Raw genomic sequence first — 22,338 nt, 5'->3', positions numbered from 1 at the left:
GCTGCTAGCGCTTGATGAATAAGCGCTAGAGCCCTATTTCATCCAAAAACCTGTTCAGGAAGTTGTTGCCATGTCCAAACTGCCCGCCGCGCTGCAAAACCTCTCGCTGCCTGTCATCGGCTCGCCGCTGTTCATCATCAGCAACCCCAAGCTCGTCATTGAGCAGTGCAAGGCGGGTGTGGTGGGCTCCATGCCCGCGCTCAATGCCCGCCCCGCTGAGCTGCTCGACGAATGGCTGGCCGAGATCACCGAGACGCTGGCTGCCTACAACAAGGCCAACCCCGACAAGCCGGCCGCGCCTTTTGCCATCAACCAGATCGTGCACAAGAGCAACGACCGGCTGGAGCACGACATGCAGGTGTGCGCCAAGTACAAGGTGCCGATCATCATTACCAGCCTGGGCGCGCGCGAGGATGTGAACCAGGCCGTGCATGCCTGGGGTGGCATCGTGCTGCACGACATCATCAACAACAAGTTTGCCCACAAGGCGATTGAAAAGGGCGCCGATGGCCTGATCGCAGTGGCCGCCGGTGCGGGCGGCCATGCGGGTGTGAAGAGCCCGTTTGCGCTCATCCAGGAAATCCGCCAGTGGTTCGACGGCCCCGTTGCGCTGAGTGGTTCCATTGCCAGCGGCGACGCAGTGCTGGCCGCGCAGGCCATGGGCGCAGACTTTGGCTACATCGGCTCGGCCTTCATCGCCACGCACGAAGCGCGTGCCAGCGATGCCTACAAGCAGGCCATCGTGGACGGCAACTCCGACGACATCGTCTACAGCAACCTGTTCACCGGCGTGCACGGCAACTACCTGGCTCCGTCGATTCGCGCTGCGGGCATGGACCCCGACAACCTGCCCGAGTCCGACCCCAGCAAGATGAACTTTGGCGGCGATGCCAAGAAGGCCTGGAAAGACATCTGGGGCTGCGGCCAGGGCATTGGTGCCATCAACGCCGTGACCAGCACCGCCGAGCTGGTGGGCAAGCTGCGCCGCGAGTACGAGGCTGCGCGCGCACGCCTCAAGCTCTGATGCTGCGCTGAGCTTTTGGGCTCCACACCGCCGCCGCTGCCCAGGGCGTGGTGGCCTTGGGCAAGAGGGCTTCATTCGCCCGCAGTGCGCCTGGTGTGCACTGCGGGCGAAGCTGTTTCTGGCGCTCCCGAGGCAAGGGCAAACCCCCATAAGCCTGTTCTGGTGGCTGCGGATAATGATGATGATCAATAACCAAAGCGCGTGTGCTTGGGTTGCTCGGTCAGCACATTCTTTGCAAGGTGGGTGCGTGATGTTTCGTTCTTTTCTGGTGCTGCTGGTTGCCCTGTGCACGGGTGGCCTGGGCCATGCCCGCAACGAGGGCGTGACCGCCGATGAAATCCGCCTCGGCGCATCGGCGGTGCTGTCGGGGCCGCTCGGACCCCAGACTGCCCAGTATGGCGAGGGCTCGCGGCTCATGTTCGACGCGGTGAATGCGCAGGGCGGCGTGCATGGCCGCATGATCCGATACACCACACTTGACGACGGCTTCGATCCCCAGAAAGCGGTGGAGAACACGCGCCAGCTGCTGGAGACCGACAAGGTCTTCATGATCTACAACAGCACCGGCACGGCGCAGACGGCCGCCATATTGCCCCTGATCAAGGAGCACCGCACCCTGCTGTTTGGCCCGGTCACGGGCGCTTCGGTGTTTCGGGAAACCCTCAACCCCTACGTCTTTCATGTGCGCGCAGGGTATGCGAGCGAGGCTGCAAAAATCGTCTCACAGCTGCGCCAGCAGGGCATCAGCCGCGTGGCCGTGTTCTACCAGGACGACGGGCTGGGCAAAACCTTGCTGGCCGAACTCAAGAAAGCCTCCGATGAGGAAAAGCTGGCCTTCGTGGCGGAGATCAAGGTAGATCCCAAACAGCCGGACTTCGCTGCTGCGGCGCAGGCCACCGAAAAGGCACAGCCCCAGGCCGTGATCGTTGCAACCGCAGGAACCACGTTCACCAGCTACATCAAGGCCGTGCAATCGACAGCGGCGCGGCCCGCGTACTACGGGTTCTCTGTAGCCAGCATGGACGTGATCCACCGCGAACTTAAAGAAAGGGCGCGCGGCATCATCCTCGCGCAGATCATGCCGTCGCTGCGCAGCACCACGGTGCCCGTGGTGGCCGAATACCTGGCCCTGCTGCGCGCCAAGTCCCCCAGCGCCCAGCCTTCGGCTTCGCAGTTCGAGGGATTCGTGCATGCCCGGCTGCTGGTGGAGGGGTTGCGCCGCACGGGGCGCAACCTGACCACGGAGTCTTTCATCAAGACGATGGAGGATGCCGGTGAAATATCCTTTGGGCGCTTTAACGTCAAATACTCGCCCAAGAGCCACAACGGCTCGACTTATGTGGAACTGGCCATTGTGGACGCGGAAGGGAGTCTGCGGTATTGAGCGGAGGTTTCACAACCCGTATGTCAGCTCCCGCGCCTTGCCCCAGAACACCCGGTACATGAAGATGGTGTAGGCAATGATCGCTGGCAGCGTGATGGCCACGCCGATGCCGATCACCACCAGCGATTCCGTGGCGCTGGCGGCCTGCCACACGGTCAGGCGGTCGATCACGATGTAGGGATAGATGCTGTAGGCGAGTCCCAGGAAGGCCAGCACAAAGATCAGCACGGTGGCCCCGAACACGATCCAGCCGTAGCCGGCCTGCACCACGCGCGGCGTGGCCAGCACATGGCGGATGGCAAAGAAGGCTGCCACACAGGCCAGCGGGATGGGCAGCAGCGCAAACAGCTCGGGCAGTACAAACCACTTGGCAAACACCGTGGGGCTGACCAGCGGCGTGGCCAGCGAAATCCCCATGAGCGCAAACCCCATGGGCCACAGCGCACCCTGGCCCCAGCGGGCGGCCTTGCGCTGAAGCTCGCCATCGGTCTTCATGAGGAGCCAGCCCGCGCCCAGCATCGCGTAGGCCGCAGGCAGGGTGATGGCAATGCCTGCAGAAAACAGCAGGCCCCAGGTGTCGTTCTGAAAGCCGGTGATGTAGGCCCCCAGCATCCAGCCCTGGGCCAGGGTGGTCGCCAGTGAGCCTGCCGCAAACAGGCGGTTCCAGGTGGTCTTGTGCGAGTCGCGGGCCTTCACGCGAAAGTCGAAAGCCACGCCGCGCAGTATCAGGCCCACCAGCATCACGGCCACCGGCAGGTACAGGGCCGACAGCACCACGCCGTGCGCGGTCGGAAAACAGATGAGCAGCACCCCCACGCCCAACACCAGCCAGGTCTCGTTGGCGTCCCAGAAAGGGCCGATGCTGGACACCATCACGTCCTTCTCCGCATCGGTGGCAAAGGGCAGGAGGATGCCCACGCCCAGGTCGTAGCCGTCGAGGATCACATAGGCCAGCAGGGCCAGGCCCATTACGGCCATGAAGATCAGGGGCAGGGCGGTGGCCCAGTTCAGTGCGTCCATGGAGGCCTCCTTAAACGGCGCGAGGGGCTGGCGCGGGATGGGACGCCGCCGGTGTGGGCATGGCTGGGTGTTCGGCCATGTACTTGATCACGCCCACATAGGCCACCAGCAGCAGCCCATAGACGATGAGATAGGCAGCCAGCGTGCTTGCCACCATGGCGGGCGCGTGGGGGGCCACGGCGTCGGCGGTCTTGAAAAGGCCATAGACCAGGTAAGGCTGGCGACCGATTTCGGTCACGTACCACCCGGCCAGCGTGGCCACCCAGCCTGAGAACGCCATACCCACCAGCGTGTAGAGCAGTGGCCGGGGCAGGGTGGCCAGGTCTTGCTTGCGGCGGCGATACAGCACAAAAGCACCCACCCAGGCCACGGCCAGCATGAGCAGGCCCACACCCACCATCACGCGGAACCCCCAGAACACGGGCGCCACGGGCGGATGGGCGCCTGGGAATTCGTTAAGCCCCTTCAGCTCGGCGTCGCTATCGTGCGCCAGGATCAGGCTGGCCGCCTTGGGGATCTGCAAGGCGTAGTCGGTGCGACCTTCCTTCTCGTTGGGCAGGCCAAACAGCGTAAGTGGCGCGCCCTTCTCGGTGTGCCAGATGCCCTCGATGGCGGCGATCTTGGCGGGCTGGTGCTCCAGCGTGTTGAGACCATGCAGGTCGCCCATGAAGATCTGCAGCGGGATCACGACGGCCACTGCGGTGATGGCCGTGCGCAGGGCCTTGCGCGTGCCTTCGTTGGCCGTGCCCTTGATGAGCTGCCAGGCACTCACCCCGGCGATCAAGAAGCCTGCCGTGAGGGCCGATGCCAGCAGCTTGTGGCCCAGTCGGTAGGGGAAGGACGGGTTGAACACAATCGCCAGCCAGTCCACCGCGTGGAACTTGCCATCGATGATCTCGTAGCCCACGGGCGTCTGCATCCACGAGTTCAAACTCAAGATCCAGAAAGCCGACAGCGTGGTGCCAAAAGCCACCATGAGCGTGGCGACAAGGTGCATGCGCTCGGACACGCGCCCCCGGCCAAACAGCATGATGCCCAGGAAGGTGGCTTCCAGAAAGAACGCCGTCAGCACCTCATAGCCCAGCAGCGGTCCGGCAATGTTGCCCACATGCTCCATGAAGCCCGGCCAGTTCGTGCCGAACTGAAAACTCATGGTGATGCCCGACACCACGCCCAGCGCAAAGGTCAGCGCAAACACCTTGGTCCAGAAGTAGTAGGCCTGCTCCCAGCCCAGCGCCGCCGGTGTGCCGCGCGTGGCCGTGTGCCGCAGGCGGAAGAACACCAGAAACCAGCACAGCGCAATCGTGATGGTGGGGAACAGGATGTGAAAGCTGATGTTGGCCGCGAACTGGATGCGCGAGAGCGTGAAGGCGTCCATGGCGTCAAACTCCTGAGGGATTGCTCTTTGGCGAGTGACTGCCCTTGCCGGTCAGCCGGTCCTTGAATTCGAGCACCCGGGTAACGGCGGTGCCCATGCCCATGAGCTGCATCGCTGTTTCAGGCGCCAGGCGCTGCACGTCGTCGAACCATGTCATGAGCCGGTCGATCAGTTCGTGCATCTCGCGCATGCGTTCCTGGGCGTGGCGCTCTTCATCGGAGGAGGGCTCTTCGAGTAGCGCCATGCGCAGCATCGACAAGGTGGGTTCGATCTCGCGGCGGCGGCGTTCCTCGGCCAGCACACGGAAGATCTCCCACACGTCCTTGGGTGCCTCGAAGTATTCGCGCCGGTCGCCCGGCTGGTGGCTCAGTTTCACCAGCCGCCAGGCCTGAAGCTCCTTGAGCCCCATGCTCACGTTGGAGCGCGAAAACTCCAGCGTTTCAGCAATCTCGTCGGCGTTGAGCGGGCGAGGAGACAGGAAGATGAGTGCATACATCTGGCCGACCGTGCGGTTGATGCCCCAGCGGCTGCCCATCTCGCCAAAGTGGGCCACGAACTGGCGGTTCAGAGGGGGTAAATGGTTGACGTAGGTCATATAGGCATGTATTGTGCGCTTGATTTTTTGAAATTTCAGTAATTTCTGAAAATTCAGGAAATTGCACCTTCAGAAGGCGGGGTATCGCGGCAGGCTCTAGGGCTGCGCAAACTGCTGGATGCGGGGGACAATAGAGGTTTTTGTCTGCCGGTGCGGCCCCGCCTCGGCACATGCCATACCTCCCCGCTGCCATGTCTTCGTCTCCTTCCCGCATGCCCCTGATCGATATGGTCAAGGGCGTGGCGTGCATCACCATCGTCTGGCACCACCTGGCCTTTTATGGCCCGATGTCGGACATCGCCCAGCCTCTCGCCCCCGCCTTGATGGCCTGGCTGTATGACTATGGGCGCATGGCGGTGCAGGTGTTTCTGGTGCTGGGCGGCTACCTTGCCGCAGCCAGCCTGGCGCCCCAGGGCGTGGCGCGGTTTGACCATGCTGGCAATGCAGTGGCCAAGCGTTTTGTACGGCTGGTGGTTCCCTACGCGGTGGCGTTGTTGCTGACGGTGGTGGTGGCTGCCTTGGTGCGCCCCTGGATGGAGCACTCTTCTGTTCCGGAAGAACCCACCTTGGCGCAATTGCTGGCCAATGCCTTGCTGCTGCAGGACATCGTGGACGAAGATGCCCTGTCTGCCGGTGTCTGGTATGTGGCCATCGACTTCCAGCTTTTTGCATTGAGCGTGCTGCTCTGGGCGGGCGTCAGAGCCCTGCCGGGCGTGTGGGCCCAGCGGCACGGGGCTGTTTTGGCCCGGGTGCTCATCGTGGCAGGTGTGGCGGCGTCGCTGTGGGTTTTCAACCGCATGGCCGGGCTCGACATGTGGGCGATCTACTTCCTGGGTGCCTATGGCCTGGGCATGCTGGCGTACTGGGCTGTGCGCGCAGCCAGCCCGGTGGGGTGGCTGAGCGCCATGGTGCTGCTGGGCGGTGTGGCCCTGGCGCTGGACTTCCGGGGCCGCATCGTGGTGGCGCTCGTCACGGCGCTGTGCCTGGTGGTGGCGTTGCGGTCCGAACGTCTGCGTGCCTGGGGCGGTTTTGCGCCGCTGGTTCGCGTGGGGCAGATGTCTTACTCCATCTTCCTCGTGCACTTTGCCGTGTGCCTGCTGGTCAATGCCGTGGTCAGCCACTTGTGGCCTGCTTCGCCGGTGCCCAATGCACTGGGCATGCTGCTGGCGTTTGTCCTGTCCCTCGCCGCCGGGCGCCTGCTCTACCTGCGGGTAGAGCGGCATGTGCCCACCTGGTCCACCGCATTGCGCTGGCAGGCGGGGCTGGTGGGCACCGGTCTGCTGGTGGCTGTTACCAACAACGGGTTCTGAATGAGGGCTCGTGAAGAGCTCTTCAACGCTGTAGCTTGCGCTCGCGCCGCTCGCGCCGCTTGCGCTGCCGGTCCAGAAACCAGGCCATGAAGGGCAGGATCAGCATCGAGCCCGGAATCACCCAGATGAACAGGTAGGGACTCACGGACGAGGCTGACCGCATCACATCCCGCAAATGGGCGCGCTCTGCGGCATCCCAGTTGCCCTGGCGGCGCTGCTGCACCAGCCACACCACCGAGCCCTTCATGGTTGCCATCTCGCGCTTGAGGCGGCTCTTTTCGCGGCTGTTTCCTGCCAGGAAGGAGCAGAACCATTCAGGAGCCCGCTCCATTCGCCGCTGGAATGCGACCGTCGAGTCCGGGTCGAACTGGTCAATCGATGGAGGGATGTCTGGCGTGTGTGGTGCGGGCGGTGTGGTCATGGCGGCTGCCATTGTCGCGGCTCACGGCGCTTTGCACCACCCCAATCCGTGGCACTTGCACCCTCCAGGCAGGGCTCGCCGGGAATAGAAGGCGCGCAGTGCTCCAGCGGGCTCCAGCTACCCAATAGCCTCAGAAACCGGCGTGCTCAAAGGCCAGGGCAGCCAAGCAAGGGCCGCCCCGCAGCGAGGGCGGCGTCCCCCCGCCCGCAGTGCGCAGCGCTGTGAGAGCGAGGGGAAGGCGCGCAGCGCCTCAGGGGGGTGTCCCGAATTCAACGATGCAGTTCGCCGGCACTTTCAGGCTGGTACAGGATGTCTTTCACGCGCACCGTCATTGACTTGCCGCCCGGTCCGGGCCAGGCCAGTTCATCGCCCACCGCCAGGCCCAGCAGGGCGCTGCCCACGGGCGCGAAGATCGAGATGCGGTCTGCAGTGCCATCCGCGTCGCGCGGGTAGACCAGGGTCAGGCAGAACTCCTTGCCCGTCTCCAGGATGGAGAACTGCACGGTGGAGTTCATGGTCACCACATTGGGCGGGATGTCCTCGGGCGGCACCACATCGGCCCGGTCCAGCTCTGCTTGCAGGTCCGCCTTGCCCGGGAAGACACTGGCCGGGATGGCGGCCAGCAGGGCTTCGATGCGGTCAACGTCGAGCGACGACAGGATGATCTGGGGCTTGCGCGCCATGGCAGTACCTCTAAGGTGGTGACAAAGCGCGGGACTGTAGACCATCGCGAATCTCGCACTGCCACGCGCGGTCAATCTCCCTGGATGTTGCGCGCCTTGATCAGTGCGCCAAACCGTGCGCTGTCGATGGAAGCCCGTGCGTTGAAGTCGCTGGGCGACATGGGGGCAGGCACCCCGCCCAGCGCCGTGATGCGGTCCTTGACGGCCTGCGTGCCCAGCACCTTGTTGATCTCGCGGTTCAGGCGCGTGACCACGTCGGGCGGTGTGCCCGCCGGTGCATAAAAACCAAACCAGGTGTCTGCGTCAAAGCCCTTCAGGCCCACTTCGTCCAGTGTGGGAACGTCCGGGAAGAGGGGTGAGCGCTTGGCGCTGCCCACGGCCAGCAGCCGGAGCTTGCCCGCTTTCACATGCGAGAGGCCGATACCCGGGTCGAACATGAAGTCCAGCTGCCCACCCAGCAGGTCCTGCATGGCCGGTGCCGCGCCCCGGTAGGGCACATGCACCGCAAATACATTGGCCTGGGTCTTGAGCATCTCCGCCGCCAGGTGGGGCGAGCTGCCGTTGCCCGGCGTGCCAAAGCTCAGCTTGCCGGGGTTGGCCTTCAGGTGCGCGAGGAACTCCTGGATGGTGTTGACCGGCAGTGTGGGGCGCACCTCCAGGAAGACCAGCACCCGTGCAGCAGCAGCCACGGGTGTCAGGTCCTTGACGGGGTCGAAAGGCATCTTGGGATACAGGTGCGGGTTGACCGATACCATGCCGCCCGAACTCATGAGCAGGGTATAGCCGTCGGCCGGGGATTTGGCCACGGCCTCCCCGCCGATGTTGCCGCCCGCACCGCCCCGGTTTTCCACCACCACCGGCTGTCCCAGCGCGGCCTGCAGGGGCTGGGTGACGGCGCGCGCAATCTGGTCGGCGGCGCCCCCGGCGGGGAAGTTGACGATGACTTTGATCGGCTTGCTGGGCCAGGTGTCTGCCATGGCGGCGGTGCTGAGCAGCACGCTGGCAGCGGCGCATGCCAGCGTGCGCAGCAGGTGGCGGGTGGTTGGGGAGGGCGGGTTGTGAACGATGTGCATGGTTGTCTCCAGTCAAGGGTGAGCGCCCGGGTGCGCCGGGTCTGGTGTGTTGTGGTGATGGGGTGAGCCGGGAAGAACGGTTTGTGCAGGGCCTGTCAGGCCACGTCCACCTCAACCAGGATGGCGCGCGGGCTGGCCAGTGCATCGCGCAGCATCTGGTGCAGCAAGGCGGGGTCGCTCACACGCACGGCCTCGCAGCCCTGGCCACGGGCGAGCGCGAGGAAGTCGAGATCCGGCAGGTCGGTGCCTTCGAGCTTGTCGCCTTCGTGGAAGCCGAAGGTGGGGGCAAACTCCTGCAGCGCCGCGTAGCGGCGGTTCTTGAGGATGATGAAGGTGATAGGCAGCTTCAGCTGCGCCGCGCTCCACAGGGCCTGGATGGAATACATTGCCGAGCCGTCGCCCAGCAGTCCGATCACCTTCTTGTCGGGTTTGGCCAGCGCCACGCCCACGGCGGCCGGCATGCCATAGCCCAGGCCGCCGCTGCACATGGTGTAGAAGGTTTCGCTTTGCACAATGGGCAGGTAGGCGTGCATGGCTGCGCGCGAGCTGGGTGCTTCTTCCACCACGATGGAGGCCGCGTCGCGCACCTCGGCCAGGGTCTGCATCACATAGGGCACGCTCATCAGCGGCCCCGTGGGCTCCACACGCGGGCGTGCGGGGCGCGGTTGTGGCAAGGCGCGCTGCGGTGGTGCGGGGCGCGCCAGCAGGTCGAGCACCCCGAGCCGGATGCCGCCCACGGCCGAGGTGCCTTCAGGCGTCCAGGCGGCGGTGCCGGGGTCTTCAATCAGCTGCACCAGTTGCGCGCCCGGCGGCACATGCGGGCCAAAGCCTTCCACGTGGTAGGTGAAGGCGGCGGCGCCCAGCGCAAACACCAGGTCGTGCCCGCCCAGCAGCGCCACGATCTTCTCGCGCATGGCGGGCAGCACCCCGGCGAACAGGCGGTGGTCCTGCGGAAAGCCGCAGCGGCCCGCCATGGGGGCAATCCACACGGCAGCGTTGTGCCGCTCGGCCAGCGCCACCACCTCGTCCCAGGCACGGTCGCGGTCCACGGCGGCACCCACCACGAAGACGGGGCGCCGCGCGGCATCCAGTGCATCGCCAATGGCCTCCAGCACGCGGGGCTCGGGACGCGTTTCGGTGCTCACGGTGCGCGCCTTCAGCGGCTCGCAAGGCTTGTCCCAATCGTCTGCGGGTATGGACACCAGCACCGGCCCACGCGGCTGCTGCATGGCGATGTAGTAGGCGCGGGCGATGGCCAGTGGCACGTCTTCGGCGCGCGCGGGCTCCACGCTCCACTTCACGTAGGGCTTGGGCAGCTCGGTGGCCTGGCCCGAGAACAGGAAGGGGTCGAACGGCAGGATGGAGCGCGCCTGCTGCCCGGCCGTGATGACCATGGGCGTGCGGTTCTTGTGTGCCGTGAAGATATTGCCCATGGCGTGCCCCACGCCGGCCGCCGAGTGCAGGTTCACAAAGGCGGCGTTGTGGGTGGCCTGCGCATAGCCGTCGGCCATGCCCACCACCACCGATTCCTGCAGGCCCAGGATGTAACGGAAGTCGCTGGGAAAGTCGAGGAACAGTGGCAGCTCGGTGGAGCCCGGGTTGCCAAAGATGGTATCGATGTGAAAGCCGCGCAGCAGGTCGAGCACGGCCTCGCGCACGGTGGGGAGATGGGGTTGTTCTGAAGGCATCCCCGCATCTTCGGATGGCTTAATTTATCCATCAATACAATGAAGTGACTAAGCGGTATTCATTCAATGCATATCAAAGACATCGACCTCAACCTGCTGCGCCTGTTCGATGCCGTCTACCGCACGCGCAACGTGAGCCGGGCCGCAGAGCTGCTGGACCTGACCCAGCCCGCTGCCAGCCAGGCGCTGACGCGGCTACGCCTGCTCATCAAAGACCCGCTGTTTGTGCGTGCAGGCGGCGGCGTGCAGCCCACCCCCAAGGCCGACCGGCTGGCCAACGCCGTGCGCAGCGCGCTGGGCCTGCTGGAAGAGGCCCTCAACGAGTCGGCCTTGTTCGACCCTCTGCAGTCGCGCAAGGTCTTTCGCATCCACATGAGCGATATTGGCGAGGGCCGCTTTCTGCCCGACCTGATGGTGGCGCTGCAGCGCCAGGCGCCCGGAGTGCGGCTGGAGACATTGCCCGTGCCGCGCCACGAGATTCCCCAGCGGCTGGACAGCGGCGCCATCGACTTTGCCTTTGGTTTTTTGCCCACGGTGAAGGACACGCAGCGTGTGCAACTCCTCCAGGACCGCTACGTGGTGCTGCTGCGCGCAGGCCACCCCTTCGCCGCCACCAGGCGCAGCGGCCCCGTCCTGCTCAGCGCCCTGCGCCAGCTGGAGTTTGTGGCCGTGCGCGCCCACTCCGACACTCTGCGCATTCTGGAGATGCAACAGTTGCAGGACCGCATCCGCCTGACCACCGAGCACTTCATGGTGCTGCCCGCCATCGTGCGGGCCACGGACCTGGCCGTGGTCATGCCCCGCAACATCGCACGCACTTTTGCGGCCGACGGTGGCTACACCCTGATCGAGCCCGCACTGCCGCTGCGTGACTTCACAGTGTCGCTGCACTGGAGCCGCCGCTTTGAAAGCGACCCCGGCAATCAGTGGATGCGGGGGCTGATCGAGCAGCTGTTCAAGGAGTAAACCGGGCCAAGGCCGCGCGCATGCTTGCGGGGGCAGAGGGGCAAACACGCAGCATCAAATGGCTGTATATTTATACAGTTATGTCTCGCACCTTCACGGACAAATCCGACATCCCCGCGCCGCCCGAAGAGGTCCGCATCCCGCTGCAGGCCATCCGTGGCCGGGGGGCGGCCACGGCCCTGGCGCACCGGTTTGCGCGGGATGTGCGCGAGGCGGCCGACGACGGCTGGGGCCAGCCGGCTGGTGATGAGGGCGGTGTAGGCGATGTCCCAGCCACCCCCGCCGCCACCCGCGTGCACCTCGAAACCGCGCGCAGCGCCATCTGCGCCAACGACTCGCCGGACATCTTCTTTGAACTCTCGGTGAACCCCTACCGGGGCTGCGAACACGGATGCATCTACTGCTACGCGCGGCCTACCCACAGCTACCTCAACTTCTCACCGGGGCTCGACTTTGAAACGCAGATCGTGGCCAAACACAACATTGCCGAAGTGCTGCGTAGCGAGCTGTGCGCGCCGCGCTACGTGCCCCGTTTGATCAATATCGGCTCGGCCACCGACTGCTATCAACCTGTGGAGCGCGAACTGAAGCTCACCCGCAGCCTCATCGAAGTGATGCGCGACGCGCGCCACCCGTTTTCGCTCATCACCAAATCCAGCGGTGTGGAGCGTGACCTGGATTTGCTGGCTCCGCTCGCAGCGCAACGCCTGGCGGCGGTGTACGTCACCATCACCACGCTCGATGCCACGCTGGCCCGCCGCATGGAGCCCCGTGCCGCAGCGCCCCACCGGCGCCTGCGCACCATCCGCGCGCTGGCCGAGGCGGGTGTGCCCGTGGGCGTGAGCGTGGCGCCACAGATCCCCTTCATCACCGAAGACATGGAACAGGTGCTGGAGGCTGCGCGCGACGCGGGCGCGCGCAGCGCCTTCTACACCGTGCTGCGCCTGCCGTGGGAGCTGGATGCGCTGTTTCGCGAATGGCTGCAGGTGCACTACCCCCAGCGCGCCGCACGCGTGATGGCCCGCGTGCAAGACCTGCACCACCTCAGCGACGCCGAGCGCCGCGCAGGCAAGACCTACAACAGCGACTTCGCCACCCGCATGAAAGGCACCGGCCTGTGGGCCGACCTGGTGCGCCAGCGCTTTGCCACCACCTGCCGCAGGCTGGGCCTGAACCGCGAACGCGTGGAGCTGGACCTGGGCCAGTTCCGCCCCGGGTTTCTGCAGGGGCAAAGCAGCCTGTTCTGACCCGGCTGTGTGGCGCAGTGGGTTGAAAATTTGAATAAAAATGGCCGCTTCCGAGCGTCCAGCATGCCTCAATAGCTATTTAAATAATAGCAATTGAGCCAGGCTCTACAAGCGTACGCCAGGGGCCACGTGGGGGCTGTTCGCATCGCCCCCTCACACGGCCCACAGGCTTTGCACCACCTGCGTGTACAGCGGAATGCCCAGCACGATGTTGAGCGGAAACGTCAGCCCCAGCGACAGGCTCACATACAGCGACGGGTCGGCCTCAGGGATTGCATAGCGCACCACCGCAGGCACGGCGATGTAGGACGCACTGGCCGCCAGCACCATCAGCAGCACTGCATCGCCTGCAGGCACCGCCACCAGCCAGGCCAGGCCCAGCGCCAGCGTGGCGTGGGTGATGGGGCCCAGCACCGCATAGGCCAGCAGCCAGGGCGACTGCTGGCGCACCGCAGGCAGGTTGCGTGCGGTCGATAGGCCCATGTCCAGAAGGAACAGGCACAACATGCCCTTGAACAGATCACCCGAAAACGGCTGCATGGCCGCCTTGCCCGCATCGCCCGTCAGCAGGCCAATCAGCATCGCGCCCAGCAGCAGCAACTGCGTGCCATCGGTGAACGACTCGTGCAGGATCTTGCCCACCGACAGGTGCGGGCCGCTCTTCCCACTGACGTTGCCCGGGCCATGACCGCCCAGCGTGGCGGCGCCCCCGCCTGTCATCGCCACTACGGGCGGGGCGGCGGTGGCCATGGCCACCACCTGCTGTTTTTGCCGCAGCGCATTGGCCAGCAGCACAGCGAGGATGATGGCGGGCGACTCCATCAGCGCCATCGCCGCCGCCATGTGGCCGCCGTAGGCGATGTGCTGCGACTCCAGGTACTGCGTGGCCGTCACAAACGTCACCGCGCTCACCGATCCATAGGTGGCTGCCACCGCCGCCGCATTGAAGCCCGACAGCACCCGCCGCAAGAGCGCATAGCCCACCATCGGCACCACGATGGCCAGCAGCACCGCCAGCCCCAGGCTGGTGGCCACGCTGGACGTAAAGCCCGACGCCGCCAGCGCAAACCCGCCCTTGAGGCCCAGCGCCATCAACAGGTAGATGGACAAGAACTTCGAGATCGCGGCAGGCATCTCCAGGTTGGACCGCACCAGGCCCGCAAAAATGCCCAGGGCAAAAAACAGGATCGCCGGATCCAGCAAGCTTTGCATCATTCAACTCCTTGGGCGCCAATGCTATGCAGCGCAAGGTGCAAAGTAAAATCGATTCGAATGCTCTTATCTATAGATAAAAATCTATGAACATCACCTTCCGCCAGCTGCGCCTTTTTCTGGCGCTGGCCGAAACCGGCAGCGTCAGCGCCGCCGCCCGGGTCATGCACGTCACCCAGCCCACCGCCTCCATGCAGCTGCGCGAGGTGTCTCAGGCCGTGGGCCTGCCGCTGTACGAAGTCATCTCGCGCCGCGTGCACCTCACCGAAGCGGGGCATGCCCTGGCCCGCACCGCGCGCGCCATTGCGGGCGAGTGGGATGCGTTTGAGCAGCGGGTGTCTGGCGCCAAGGGCCTCACCAGCGGACGCCTCAAGGTCGCCGTGGTCAGCACCGCCAAATACTTTGTGCCGCGTCTGCTGGGCAGCTTCTGCAAGCTGCACCCGCAGATCGACATCTCGCTGGAGGTGCTCAACCGCGACCATGTCATCAACCGGCTGCGCAGCAACCTGGACGACCTCTACGTCATGTCCATGCCGCCGGCCGATTTGCCGCTGGAAGACCACATCCTCATGCCCAACCCGCTCGTCGTCATCGCCGCCGCAGGCCACCCACTCGCCGCGAAAAAGCGCGTCAAGTTCACGCAATTGCAGTCCGAGCGCTTCATCCTGCGCGAAAAAGGCTCCGGTACCCGTATGGCCACCGACGCGCACCTGCGCCAGCTGGGCTTTGTTCCCAGCGCCGTACTCGAGCTGGGCAGCAACGAGGCCATCAAGGAATCGGTGGAAGGCCAGCTGGGCGTCTCCATCGTTTCCCGCCACAGCCTCGGCCCCCACCACGAGGGCCTGGCCGTGCTCAACGTGCAAGGCTTCCCCATCCAGTCGCAATGGCACCTGGTCTGGCCCAAGGGCAAGCAGCTGTCACCGATTGCGGAGGTGTTCCGGGGGCATCTGATGGGCGAGGTGAAAGGGTGGATGGAAGGACGGTGAGGGAGACGCATCTGGCTTGAATGGCTGATATCGGCCACCCAAGACCCCATCACCGACGTGGAGCCCTCTGCACAGCCGCATTCACTGATGGGCGTCGCAAGCCAGGCCTGGGTTCTGGCAGATCACGGTCCAGCAGGCAGTCGATGAAAGCCGTCAATGCCGGTGATGGATGACGCCGATTGGAGTAGTACAGGAACAGGCCGGGCTTTGCCACCGACCAGTCGGCAAGCACCTGCACCAGCCGCCCCTGGTCGATGTGGTTGTCCACCCGCTCACGGTCAAACGCATAGGCAATGCCCAGGCCCTGCACGGCCGCAGCCACGCCCATGTCCGAGTGGTTGGTCACCAGCGGTCCTTCTGCGGCAATCTCCACCCGTTTTCCTTTTTTCTCGAACTCCCAGCGGTAGGTCCGGCCATCCATCTGAAGCCGCCAGTTGATGCACGCGTGGCCGTGCAGGTCGGCGGGCGCCTTTGGCGTGCCGCGCTGCGCCAGGTAGTCGGGCGAGGCCACGGCAATCATCTTCACGTCCGGTGTCAGGCGCACGGCGATCATGTCTTTTTCCAGCCGCCCGCCCACGCGGATGCCCGCATCAAAGCGGCCCGCAACGATGTCGCTCAGCCCGTCGTCCACCACGATGTCCAGCACCACATCCGGGTGGGCCTGGTGGAACCGCCCAAGCCGTGGCGCGATGACCTGTGTGGCGGCCATGCCCAGCGTGTTGATGCGCAGCGTGCCCCCCATCTGGCCGGCCGCCGCACTGGCTTCGGCCACTGCGGCGGCCATGTCCCGAAACAGCGGGGCCATGCGCGCATACAGCTGTGCCCCGGTGGCCGTGGGCGCCACGCTGCGCGTGGTGCGGTTCAGCAATCGCGCGCCCAAGCGGGCTTCCAGCTGGCGAATTGTCTGGCTCAGCGCCGACGGCGACAGCCCCAGGTGCTCCGCCGCGCGCGCAAAGCTCGCGCGCTCGACCACGGCGGCAAAGGCCTTCAGTTCTGCAAAATCCGATCCGCGCATTCTGTATTGTTTTCTACATAGCCTATTTAAATTCTAGGCCATTCACTAATTGGTGCTGCAGGCGCATCCTGACGACTCCACAACCCGATGACTAGCCCATCGACCAACCCAAAGAGATCGTCACCATGACCCCTTTGAGCCTCCCCGACCCCATTGCCGCCTACTTTGCGGCCGACCAACAAAAGAACGCTGAGGCCATTGCCCGGTGCTTCACGGCACAGGCCGTCGTCAAGGACGAGGGCCGCACCCATTCGGGCATCGACGCCATCAAGGCCTGGAAGGCCGCGGCATCGACAAAGTACGCGTACACCACCGAACCCTTTGCGCTGCAGCAGAGCGACGGCCACCAGGTCGTCACCAGCCGCGTCGAGGGTAACTTCCCCGGTAGCCCGGTCGATCTGCGCTACCGCTTTCGCCTTGAGCGTGGCCTGATTGCGTCGCTGGAGATCACGGTATGAGCTTCGACCTTCAACTGCGCGGCCAGCGCGCACTCGTCACGGGCGGCACCAAAGGCGTGGGCGCGGCAGTGGTGCAGGCTTTGGTGGACGCCGGTGTGCAGGTGATGGCTACCGCGCGTTCAGCCCCTGCGCACCCGATTGGCGGCGTGCTGTATGTGCCTGCCGACGTCTCCACCGCAGAAGGCGCTGTAGAGGTTGCGCAGGCGGTGCTCACGCACTGGGGCTGCGTGGACATTCTGGTCAACGTGGTGGGCGGCTCCAGCGCGCCAGGCGGGGGCTTTGCAGCGCTGGACGATGCGCAGTGGTTCAACGAACTGAACCAGAACCTGATGCCCGCCGTGCGCCTGGACCGCGCTTTGTTGCCCGCCATGCTGGCCCTGGGCGCGGGCGTCATCGTCCACGTCAGCTCTATCCAGCGCGTGCTGCCGCTGCCCGGGTCCACCACCGCCTACGCTGCTGCCAAGGCGGCCCTGTCCACCTACAGCAAGGCCTTGTCGAAAGAGGTCACGCCACAAGGCGTTCGCGTGCTGAGCGTCTCGCCCGGCTGGGTCGAAACCGAAGCTGCCGTCGCCCTGGCCGAGCGCGTGGCCACCCAGGCAGGCACGGACTACGAAGGCGGCAAGCAGATCATCATGCAGTCGCTGGGCGGCATCCCGCTGGGCCGCCCCGCCAGGCCGCAAGAGGTGGCCGACCTGATCACGTTTTTGGTGTCACCGCGTGCGGGAGCGATATCGGGCTCGGAGCATGTGATTGATGGGGGCACGGTGCCGACGGTTTAGAGGCGCAGCAATGCGGCTTTTCACATCAGCCCTGGTGGAACGCCAGGAACTGACACCCGGTTGAGCTGCGGTTCGTCTTACCGCACCCCTGTCAGGCCCCCGCCACCGACAGCCCGCGTTACGGGGCAGTTGATGACGATATCGGTGACTTCGAGCGAGACCAGGCCTTTTTCTTCGGCAGCCAATAGCTCCTCCTCCGATGTCAGCTCGGGCCCCGGATGGTGTGTCGTTCTCGTCACCAGGACGAGGCGCCACAGTGGGCTGTAGCTTCGGTCCGTGTTCGCCGCGCCCACGGGACGTGGCGCAGATTGAAAGATGCTGATCTGTTCGCCCTGCGAGAATTTGTACACACGCTCCAGCACCGAGGGGCGCGCGGCGATGGCGTCGCGCAGGCGAGGCACGTGGTTCACACCGGCGGCCTCTGCCATGGCGCCGTCCGAGATGTCTGTCGTGATGTACTCCACCTGTCGCCCGTCAACCCAGGCACGGTGCAGTGGAAGTACCGTTTCTGTCCGTCCGGCATCAAAACGGGGCCCCGCGCATCCGATGAGCAGAACCACGGATGCAATGGCGATGGTGAGACGAATCAAGTGCGACGCTCCTGGTGATGCTGAACGTTGATCCTGAGCAGCATGTGGTGGCTAGCCGACGTGAGTCGGCTCGTGCGACGGATTGGATTGCTGGCGCATGGTGCTGCCATTTTGCCCAAGCGACCTCTGACACCAAGAAGCAAAAATCCCCGGCGAACGGAACCAGTCAGTGGGTTGAGGCTGTCGCGTCCCCGTCATAGGGCCTGCCTAAACCAGCACATCCCGAATAGCCACGTCCTTGTCAAACTGTGCCTTGGCAAACGGGCACAGCGGGACCACTTTGGTACCCGTAGCCCGCGCCCACAGCACCAGCGCGTCGAGCAGTGCGCGTCCGACACCTTGCCCGCTGAGCGATGGGTCCACTTCAGTGTGGTCCACGATGACCATCGTGGCGTTGGTGCGGCTGTAGGTCATCTCGGCCAGGCGCTGGCCGCCGTTTTCGATGGTGAAGGCGCCTTTGGCGTCTTGCTCCTGGTGCTGGACGGTGTGCTGCATGGGGTGGTGAATGAAGCAGATGGAATAGGTGCCGGAGTATGGCGCAGCAGGTATTGCCGCCGCTGACCGATTGATGAATGGGTTGCTTCTTCGGTCGGTCGGCCAGTTCAGGTTTGCTGATGCTTTGGTTGCGAAGGCAGCGCCAAGCAGCATGCCGTTTTCCGCTACGCCTGACCAAATGCCTCCGACAGAAACTCTGCCGTGGCGCGGACGCGTGCGGTGCGCTGCAGGTCGGGGTGCATGACTTGCCAGACCTCGTAATCGGTGGCGCGGCGGCGTTGGGGCCAGATGCGGACCAGGCCTTCGCGATCGCCCATCCACACCGGCATTTCACCCAGGCCAATGCCCGCTGCCACCGCCTTGCGCACCAGCAGGCTGGAGCGCACGGCCATGGCGATGCGGGCTTGGCGGGCGGGCACACCGGCCATGGTCAGAAACGGGCTGTGCTCCAGGTAGGGGCCATAGGCCACCAGGTGGTGGCCCCGCAGCTCGTCGTCGGGCACGGGTTCGCCAAAGCGCTCGATATAGCCCGCGCTGGCAAACAGGCCCACCGGCCATGACACCACGCGGCGCACGACCAGGTCGGGCGTCTCCGGGCGGACGTTGCGAAACGCAATGTCCACCTGCCTGCGGCTGAGGCTGAGCAACTGGGTGGAGACCTCCAGGTCCACACGGATGTGGGGCCAGTGCCGCTGCAGGCGCTCGACGGCGGGCAGCAGCAGGTCGATGGCGATGGAGTCGGTACTGGTGACGCGCACGATGCCGCCGGGGTTTTCGTCCTGGCCTTCGATTTTGGTGCGCAGGTCGAGGGCTGCGCTTTCCATGCGGCGGGCGGCTGCCAGGGCCGTTTCGCCTGCCGGCGTGAGCAGGTATCCATCTTTGGCACGCAGGAACAGCTTGGCGCCCAGCTCGGCCTCCAGTGCATTCAGCCGCCGCCCCACTGTGGCCTGGTCGATGCCCAGGCTGCGCGCGGCGGCGCGCAAGGAGGGGGCTCTTGTCAGCGCGAGAAAGACGCGGGTGTTGTCCCAGTTCATGGTGGTATTCATCGGGTGGGAGTGATGCAATTTTGCATCACTACAGAGCGAAATTGCTGCGTTTGAATGGTGCGTTGGCGCTGTAACCTTGCAGGCCTGAATGATATTTTTGAGGACTGCAACCCATGCCCACCGCTTTGAGTGAACAACATACCGCCACTGTGCAGACCGCCGTACCACCCACCATGCAGGCCATCGTGTTCGACGACTTCGGCGGGCCTGAGGTGCTGGTGGCCCGGGAGGTCCCGACCCCCGAGGTGCGTCCGCACGACCTGCTGGTGCGCAACGCCTCCATCGGCGTGAACCGCGCTGATCTGTTGCACCGCAAGGGGGCTTACGGTCGCGCCTACTTTGGCGATGCGGACACCATGGGGCTGGAGATCGCGGGCACGGTGGTCGCGGTGGGCCCGCTGGTGCGCGGCTTTGCCGTGGGTGACCGTGTGATGGGCATTGTGGGCGGCGGGGCCTACGCCGAGCTGTCGCGCATCGACCACCGCATGGCCATGCATGTGCCGGAGGGCCTGGGCCTGGTGGCAGCGGGTGCGGTGGCAGAGGTGTTTGTGACTGCACACGAGGCGCTGTTCCACCTGGCCAACCTGCAGGCGGGCGAGTCGGTGCTGATCCACGCAGCCGCAGGCGGCGTGGGCTCGGCGGCGGTGCAACTGGCGAAAGCGGCGGGCGCACGGGTGTTTGGCACAGCAAGCGGTGACAAGCGCGATGCAGTGCTGGGCTTTGGCGCGGATGTGTTCATCGATTACCGCAGCGAGGACTTTGCGGCCGTGGTGGCGCAGGCAACGGACGGCAAAGGTGTGGACGTGGTGATCGACTTCATTGGTGCGCCATACCTGGAGCGCAACGTGCGGTCGTTGGCCGTGGGCGGGCGCATGGTGGCCGTGGGCTTACTGGGGGGCGCGCAAGGCGCCACGTTGCCGATGGACGCCGTGCTGTACCGCCATCTGCAGATCTTTGGCACGGTGATGAAGTCGCGCCCGCCCGAGGTCAAGCAGGCCATGGTGCAGCGCTTTGCCGAGCGGTGGCTGCCTGCGCTGGCGGCCGGTGCGATCTGGCCGGTGATTGACAGCACCTACCCGTTGGCAGATGCCGCGCAGGCCCACAGTCGCATGGAATCTGGCGTCAACGTCGGCAAGATTCTGCTGCTGCCAGGGGCGGCGTGAGGCGCGCAGAAGTTCATTGTTGCGGTTGGGGCATGGCGCCCGGGCAGGCCCGACTCCGCGTCAGCCCGCCGCTCTGGCCGCCCCTGCTGCCTGTCGGCAACCTGCAAACATGTCCAGCCCCGCGCTGTACGCCCCGGTCTTCACATCCATCAGCCCCAGCACCGAGTGAAAGTAGTTGTCGTGGGTGATGCGCCGCTCGGCCAGCTCGTGCTGCAGGCAGCCGGTGGCGACCTGGGTGCGCGCCTGCATGGCGGGCGAGAGCCAGGTGATCCACGGCACATGCTTTTGCACGTCGGGCGCAATGGAGTAGGGCAGGCCGTGCAGGTAGAGGTTGTTCTCGCCCAGTGATTCGCCATGGTCTGCTACATAAATCATAGCTGTTTGCGCTTTGCTATCCTGCGCTGTGAGCCATTTGAGCACTGAATCGAGGAAAAAGTCTGTCTCCACGACGCTGTTGTCATACGCGTTGACGACCTGCTGGCGCTCACACTCCTGCAGGGAGGTGGATGTGCATTCGGGGCCAAACTTCTTGTTGTCGGGCGCCGAGCGTTTGTAGTACGCGGGGCCGTGGCTGCCCATCTGGTGCAGCACGACCACCGTGCCGCGCTGGCGCTGTTCCGTGGGCAGGGCGGCGATGCGGGTGTCCAGGTCTTGCAGCATCACGCGGTCCAGGCACTCGCCGCCGGGGCACAGGGCGGGGTCGGGCGTCGGGCTTTTTGGCGCGCTGGTGAGGGTCTCGCCAATGCGGTCGCACACGCCTTTGCAGCCGGACTGGTTGTCCACCCACAGCACGGCCAGGCCTGCGTGGTGCAGCACGTCGATGAGGCTTTCAAAGTTGGCAGCGCGCGCTTCATAGCCGGTGCGGCCCAGGTGCGAGAACATGCAGGGCACCGATGCTGCGGTGCTGGTGCCGCAAGACCACGCATTGCGGGCGCTGACGAGGTCCGTGCGGGCCGCGAGCAGCGGTGTGGTGTTGCGCTCATAGCCGTTGATGCCGAAGTTGCCGCTGCGGCCGGTTTCGCCCAGCACCAGCACCAGCAGCGGGGGCTTGGCCTGGCCCGCATAGCTGGCGCCCAGCTGTGCATCGCGCCCCAGGGGCAGCAGCTTGCTGGTGTCCATGCGCAGGGGCTTGGTGGCGATGTTGCCCAGCGCGTACACGCTGTTGAGTGGGTTGATCAGGTAGCGCAGCTTGGTGTGGTTGCGCATGGTCGATGCAAAGTCCTGGAACACCAGCAGCAGGCACACCACGATGACGGCGATGGCGCCCGCCAGCAGCAGCCCGTTGTGCGCCGCGTGGCGCAGGGTGCTCAGCCGCAACACGGGGCGGCGCAGCAGCCACCACAGCGGTGGCACGGCCAGCGCCAGCACGGTGGCCAGCATGCGCCAGTTGAGCAGGTCACCCGCCTCTTTGACGTCGGTTTGCAGCACGTTGGTGAGCATGCTGGCGTCAATGGCCACGCCGTAGGCCAGCATGAAATACGCGCCAAACGCAGCCATCACCACCAGCACGGTGGCGGCGGGCTTGAGCGTCCAGCGCCAGGCCAGCAGGCTCAGCAGTGCGGCATTGCCCGCTGCCACGATGAGCGCAAACGCGATGGCAAAGCCCCAGCCGCGCAGGCTGCCCTGGCCCGGCAACTGCGCCACCTCGCGCCACAGCGGCACATTGCAGGCCGTGGCCAGCCAGGTGCTGATGAGCACCACCACCCAGGCGGGGTGCAGGTGGCGTGTTGCGGTGGAAACGGGCCGGGGCGCGGTGCCCGTGGCCAGGTGGGGAAGCAGCAGGCGCTGCAGTATCAAAGGCATGG

Annotated in this window: 22 protein-coding genes; 9 read left to right on the top strand and 13 right to left on the bottom strand. The window is 65.3% G+C overall.

Annotated elements, in window-relative coordinates; translation table 11 throughout:
* Positions 1 to 70: 70 nt before the first annotated feature.
* Together C8C93_RS12325 and C8C93_RS12320 are read left to right on the top strand one after the other, a co-directional pair.
* Entirely contained in the window at positions 71 to 1,024 is a 954-nt protein-coding gene (locus C8C93_RS12325) for a nitronate monooxygenase family protein (protein ID WP_055394253.1), read from the top strand.
* Positions 1,025 to 1,274: 250 nt separating this feature from the next.
* Positions 1,275 to 2,408: an ABC transporter substrate-binding protein gene (locus C8C93_RS12320; RefSeq protein WP_121507081.1), complete on the top strand. Its 1,134-nt coding sequence runs from the start codon at positions 1,275 to 1,277 to the stop codon at positions 2,406 to 2,408.
* Positions 2,409 to 2,417: 9 nt separating this feature from the next.
* Here C8C93_RS12320 and C8C93_RS12315 read toward each other — a convergent pair whose 3' ends face one another.
* Genes C8C93_RS12315 through C8C93_RS12305 form a run of 3 tightly spaced genes read right to left on the bottom strand, consistent with a single transcriptional unit; the run spans position 2,418 to position 5,401 of the window.
* Positions 2,418 to 3,428, bottom strand: a complete 1,011-nt coding sequence (locus C8C93_RS12315) for a cytochrome d ubiquinol oxidase subunit II (protein WP_121507080.1) — start codon at positions 3,426 to 3,428, stop codon at positions 2,418 to 2,420.
* Between the two features lie 10 nt (positions 3,429 to 3,438).
* Positions 3,439 to 4,806 carry a cytochrome ubiquinol oxidase subunit I gene (locus C8C93_RS12310; protein ID WP_055394257.1) on the bottom strand — a complete coding sequence of 456 codons (1,368 nt, stop codon included), beginning with the start codon at positions 4,804 to 4,806 and terminating at the stop codon, positions 3,439 to 3,441.
* Between the two features lie 4 nt (positions 4,807 to 4,810).
* Positions 4,811 to 5,401, bottom strand: coding sequence for a GbsR/MarR family transcriptional regulator (locus tag C8C93_RS12305; RefSeq protein WP_121419442.1), 591 nt, complete (start codon positions 5,399 to 5,401; stop codon positions 4,811 to 4,813).
* A 191-nt stretch (positions 5,402 to 5,592) separates the two neighbouring features.
* Between C8C93_RS12305 and C8C93_RS12300 the strand changes: the two genes are divergently transcribed.
* Positions 5,593 to 6,711, top strand: coding sequence for an acyltransferase (locus C8C93_RS12300; protein ID WP_121507079.1), 1,119 nt, complete (start codon positions 5,593 to 5,595; stop codon positions 6,709 to 6,711).
* Positions 6,712 to 6,733: 22 nt separating this feature from the next.
* On the opposite strand, the gene C8C93_RS12295 is transcribed toward C8C93_RS12300, so the two are convergent.
* The 4 genes from C8C93_RS12295 to mdlC all read right to left on the bottom strand — a co-directional run bounded on the left by C8C93_RS12295 (position 6,734) and on the right by mdlC (position 10,576).
* Positions 6,734 to 7,132 (bottom strand): hypothetical protein, encoded by a 399-nt coding sequence (locus C8C93_RS12295; RefSeq protein ID WP_121508772.1) that lies wholly within the window; start codon positions 7,130 to 7,132, stop codon positions 6,734 to 6,736.
* A gap of 269 nt (positions 7,133 to 7,401) precedes the next feature.
* Positions 7,402 to 7,815 carry a nucleoside diphosphate kinase regulator gene (gene rnk / locus C8C93_RS12290; protein WP_055394263.1) on the bottom strand — a complete coding sequence of 138 codons (414 nt, stop codon included), beginning with the start codon at positions 7,813 to 7,815 and terminating at the stop codon, positions 7,402 to 7,404.
* 71 nt (positions 7,816 to 7,886) lie between these two features.
* Positions 7,887 to 8,888: a tripartite tricarboxylate transporter substrate binding protein gene (locus tag C8C93_RS12285; protein ID WP_121507078.1), complete on the bottom strand. Its 1,002-nt coding sequence runs from the start codon at positions 8,886 to 8,888 to the stop codon at positions 7,887 to 7,889.
* Positions 8,889 to 8,983: 95 nt separating this feature from the next.
* The gene (gene mdlC, locus C8C93_RS12280; RefSeq protein ID WP_121507077.1) at positions 8,984 to 10,576 is read right to left on the bottom strand and encodes a benzoylformate decarboxylase; all 1,593 of its coding nucleotides are present in this window, start codon (positions 10,574 to 10,576) and stop codon (positions 8,984 to 8,986) included.
* 66 nt (positions 10,577 to 10,642) lie between these two features.
* Here mdlC and C8C93_RS12275 point away from each other — a divergent pair, with 66 nt between their 5' ends.
* Complete coding sequence (locus C8C93_RS12275) at positions 10,643 to 11,542, top strand: LysR family transcriptional regulator (protein ID WP_121507076.1); 900 nt, start codon at positions 10,643 to 10,645, stop codon at positions 11,540 to 11,542.
* 80 nt (positions 11,543 to 11,622) lie between these two features.
* The gene (locus tag C8C93_RS12270) at positions 11,623 to 12,789 is read left to right on the top strand and encodes a PA0069 family radical SAM protein (protein WP_121507075.1); all 1,167 of its coding nucleotides are present in this window, start codon (positions 11,623 to 11,625) and stop codon (positions 12,787 to 12,789) included.
* A gap of 153 nt (positions 12,790 to 12,942) precedes the next feature.
* On the opposite strand, the gene C8C93_RS12265 is transcribed toward C8C93_RS12270, so the two are convergent.
* Positions 12,943 to 14,001: a sodium-dependent bicarbonate transport family permease gene (locus C8C93_RS12265; RefSeq protein WP_121508771.1), complete on the bottom strand. Its 1,059-nt coding sequence runs from the start codon at positions 13,999 to 14,001 to the stop codon at positions 12,943 to 12,945.
* 86 nt (positions 14,002 to 14,087) lie between these two features.
* Between C8C93_RS12265 and C8C93_RS12260 the strand changes: the two genes are divergently transcribed.
* Positions 14,088 to 14,987, top strand: a complete 900-nt coding sequence (locus tag C8C93_RS12260; protein ID WP_121507074.1) for a LysR family transcriptional regulator — start codon at positions 14,088 to 14,090, stop codon at positions 14,985 to 14,987.
* Between the two features lie 49 nt (positions 14,988 to 15,036).
* Here the strand turns inward: C8C93_RS12260 and C8C93_RS12255 are convergent, their stop codons facing one another.
* Positions 15,037 to 16,002, bottom strand: coding sequence for a LysR family transcriptional regulator (locus C8C93_RS12255; RefSeq protein WP_121507073.1), 966 nt, complete (start codon positions 16,000 to 16,002; stop codon positions 15,037 to 15,039).
* A gap of 125 nt (positions 16,003 to 16,127) precedes the next feature.
* On the opposite strand from C8C93_RS12255, the gene C8C93_RS12250 reads away from it, so the two are divergent.
* Together C8C93_RS12250 and C8C93_RS12245 are read left to right on the top strand one after the other, a co-directional pair.
* Positions 16,128 to 16,460, top strand: coding sequence for a nuclear transport factor 2 family protein (locus C8C93_RS12250; protein ID WP_121507072.1), 333 nt, complete (start codon positions 16,128 to 16,130; stop codon positions 16,458 to 16,460).
* Positions 16,457 to 17,239, top strand: a complete 783-nt coding sequence (locus tag C8C93_RS12245; RefSeq protein WP_121419450.1) for an SDR family oxidoreductase — start codon at positions 16,457 to 16,459, stop codon at positions 17,237 to 17,239. The genes C8C93_RS12250 and C8C93_RS12245 overlap by 4 nt, the downstream gene beginning before the upstream one ends.
* 77 nt (positions 17,240 to 17,316) lie before the next feature.
* On the opposite strand, the gene C8C93_RS12240 is transcribed toward C8C93_RS12245, so the two are convergent.
* The 3 genes from C8C93_RS12240 to C8C93_RS12230 all read right to left on the bottom strand — a co-directional run bounded on the left by C8C93_RS12240 (position 17,317) and on the right by C8C93_RS12230 (position 19,358).
* Positions 17,317 to 17,829, bottom strand: a complete 513-nt coding sequence (locus C8C93_RS12240; protein ID WP_121419451.1) for a hypothetical protein — start codon at positions 17,827 to 17,829, stop codon at positions 17,317 to 17,319.
* Positions 17,830 to 18,036: 207 nt separating this feature from the next.
* Positions 18,037 to 18,324, bottom strand: coding sequence for a GNAT family N-acetyltransferase (locus C8C93_RS12235; protein WP_121507071.1), 288 nt, complete (start codon positions 18,322 to 18,324; stop codon positions 18,037 to 18,039).
* 164 nt (positions 18,325 to 18,488) lie between these two features.
* Entirely contained in the window at positions 18,489 to 19,358 is an 870-nt protein-coding gene (locus tag C8C93_RS12230; RefSeq protein WP_121508770.1) for a LysR family transcriptional regulator, read from the bottom strand.
* Between the two features lie 185 nt (positions 19,359 to 19,543).
* Between C8C93_RS12230 and C8C93_RS12225 the strand changes: the two genes are divergently transcribed.
* Positions 19,544 to 20,533 carry an NAD(P)H-quinone oxidoreductase gene (locus C8C93_RS12225; RefSeq protein WP_121508769.1) on the top strand — a complete coding sequence of 330 codons (990 nt, stop codon included), beginning with the start codon at positions 19,544 to 19,546 and terminating at the stop codon, positions 20,531 to 20,533.
* 60 nt (positions 20,534 to 20,593) lie between these two features.
* Here the strand turns inward: C8C93_RS12225 and C8C93_RS12220 are convergent, their stop codons facing one another.
* The gene (locus C8C93_RS12220) at positions 20,594 to 22,336 is read right to left on the bottom strand and encodes a phosphoethanolamine transferase (protein WP_121507070.1); all 1,743 of its coding nucleotides are present in this window, start codon (positions 22,334 to 22,336) and stop codon (positions 20,594 to 20,596) included.
* Between the last annotated feature and the right edge of the window lie 2 nt (positions 22,337 to 22,338).

It is taken from the genome of Acidovorax sp. 93 (assembly GCF_003633835.1).
GTDB lineage: Bacteria > Pseudomonadota > Gammaproteobacteria > Burkholderiales > Burkholderiaceae_C > Acidovorax > Acidovorax facilis.
The sequence above is the reverse complement of the archived record's forward strand: the minus strand, read 5'-3'. Positions and strand labels throughout refer to the sequence as shown.